The organism is Bifidobacterium sp. (assembly GCF_050874245.1).
Classification (GTDB): domain Bacteria; phylum Actinomycetota; class Actinomycetes; order Actinomycetales; family Bifidobacteriaceae; genus Bifidobacterium.
In genome coordinates, this window is the sequence record NZ_JBNMKH010000149.1 from 1 (window position 1) to 2,465 (window position 2,465).

1 protein-coding gene is annotated in these 2,465 nt (G+C 62.2%); it reads left to right on the forward strand.

The window, feature by feature from the left end; all coding sequences use genetic code 11:
* Positions 1-22: 22 nt before the first annotated feature.
* On the forward strand, positions 23-2,465 hold a 2,443-nt coding region (locus ACR0P8_RS09340), incomplete at its 3' end, for a glycoside hydrolase family 2 TIM barrel-domain containing protein (RefSeq protein ID WP_432624798.1).

The window sequence follows — 2,465 nt, forward strand, 5'->3', positions numbered from 1 at the left end:
AAGTAATACAGGGGGATGCAAGATGGCAGATACAGCCGAACTCGCAATCGTACATGCAACCACGGCAAGTGCAAGCTGGCTCACCGATCCGACGGTGTTCGCAGCGAACCGCAAGCCGGCACATTCCAGCCACCGATATGTCATCGGCGAGACGAGCGAGCCGAAGCAGAGCCTCGACGGCGAATGGAAGGTTCGTATCGAACAAGCGCGCAACGTGGACGTGGAAAGCGCTCCGTTCGCGGCCGCCAATTTCAAGGATGGCGATTTCGGCGCGATCGAAGTGCCGGGGCATCTGCAGATGGCCGGTTATCTCAAGAACAAGTACGTCAACATCCAGTATCCGTGGGACGGCCATGAGGATCCGCAGGCGCCGAACATCCCCGAAAACAACCATGTGGCGATCTACCGCCGCCGGTTCTCGCTGGATGCGCCGCTCGCGCGCACATTGGAGGACGGGGGCACGGTGAGCCTGACGTTCCACGGCGCAGCCACCGCGATCTACGTATGGCTTGACGGCATATTCGTGGGTTATGGCGAGGACGGGTTCACGCCGAACGAATTCGATGTGACGGAGGCGCTGCGTGGCGCGGCAGACGGCGCAGCCACCGGCGAAGCCGCCGCCCGAATCTCCCCGAACGAGCATACGCTCACCGTCGCCTGCTACGAATATTCGAGCGCATCCTGGCTGGAAGACCAGGATTTCTGGCGACTGCACGGCCTGTTCCGCTCCGTGGAGCTCGCCGCCCAGCCGCGCACGCACATCGAAACCATGCAGATCGAAGCCGACTACGACACGACCGGCATCGCCGACACCGCCAAGCTGGAAGCGAAGCTCGCCCTGCGCAATCCCACCGACGCGTCGACCATCGAAAGCACGCTGTGCGACAGCCACGGGAACGTCGTATGGGAATCAACGCAGGCTTGCAACGGCGAAATCACGCTCGATTCCGGCAAATTGTCCAACATCGTGCCGTGGAGCGCCGAATCGCCGACGCTGTATACGCTGACCGTGCGCGTCATCGGACATGACGGCGCAACCATCGAAACCGTGACGCAGAACATCGGCTTCCGTACGTTCCGCATCGAAAACGGCATCATGATGCTCAACGGCAAACGCATCGTGTTCAAAGGCGCGGACCGCCACGAATTCGACGCGAAACGCGGCCGTGCGATCACCCGCGAGGACATGCTTTCCGACGTGATCTTCTGCAAGCGGCACAACATCAACGCCATCCGCACCTCGCACTATCCAAACCAGGAATATTGGTACGACCTGTGCGACGAATACGGCCTGTACCTGATCGACGAAACCAACATGGAGACGCACGGCACCTGGGTGGCCAACAACGTCGAACGCCCCGAAGACGGCATCCCCGGCAGCCGTCCCGAATGGGAGGGCGCGTGCGTGGACCGCATCAACAGCATGATGCGCCGCGACTACAACCATCCGAGCGTGCTGATCTGGTCGCTCGGCAACGAATCGAGCGCAGGCGAGGTGTTCCGTGCGATGTACCGCCACGCGCACGAGATCGACCCGAATCGTCCGGTGCATTACGAGGGATCCGTGCACATGCGCGAATTCGAGGACGTGACGGACATCGAAAGCCGCATGTATGCGCATGCCGACGAAATCGAACGCTACCTGCAGGACGGCAGCCCGGTGCATACGGACGGCCCGAAGAAGCCGTACATCTCCTGCGAATACATGCACGCGATGGGCAATTCATGCGGCAACATGGACGAATACACGGCGCTGGAACGCTATCCGATGTACCAAGGCGGCTTCATCTGGGATTTCATCGACCAAGCGATCGAAGCCAAACTGCCCGACGGCACGACGCGCATGTGCTACGGCGGCGATTTCGGCGACCGTCCAAGCGACTACGAATTCTCCGGCGACGGCCTGCTGTTCGCCGACCGCACCCCCTCGCCGAAGGCGCAGGAAGTCAAGCAGCTGTATGCGAACGTGAAAATCGCGGTTACGCAGGACAGTGTGCGCGTCACGAACGACAACCTGTTCGTGTCGACGGGCGCGTACGTGTTTGGCTTGCGCGTGCTCGCCGACGGCAAGCCGGTGTGGGCTTCCGCACGGCATTTCGACGTGCCGTCCGGCGAAAGCGCCCTGTTCGACGTCGATTGGCCGATCGATGATTACCGCGGCAATGCCGAGGAGCTGGTTTTGGAGGTCTCGCAGCAGCTGGGCGAGGCGTGCGATTGGGCTCCGGCCGGCTATGAGCTGGCGTTCGGCCAGTGCGTGGTGGCAGTCGCGAAGGGCGTTGATGCGGCTGGTACGGCCGATAAAGCGGCCGGCACGGACAACGCGACTGCCGAAGCGACCACGGCACACACGACCGGCACGGCTTCGTCCGACGACGCCATCACCTTCGGACGCTGGAACGTGGGTGTGCGCGGGCAGGGCCGCGAAGCACTCTTCTCCCGCGCACAGGGAGGCATGGTCTCGTACA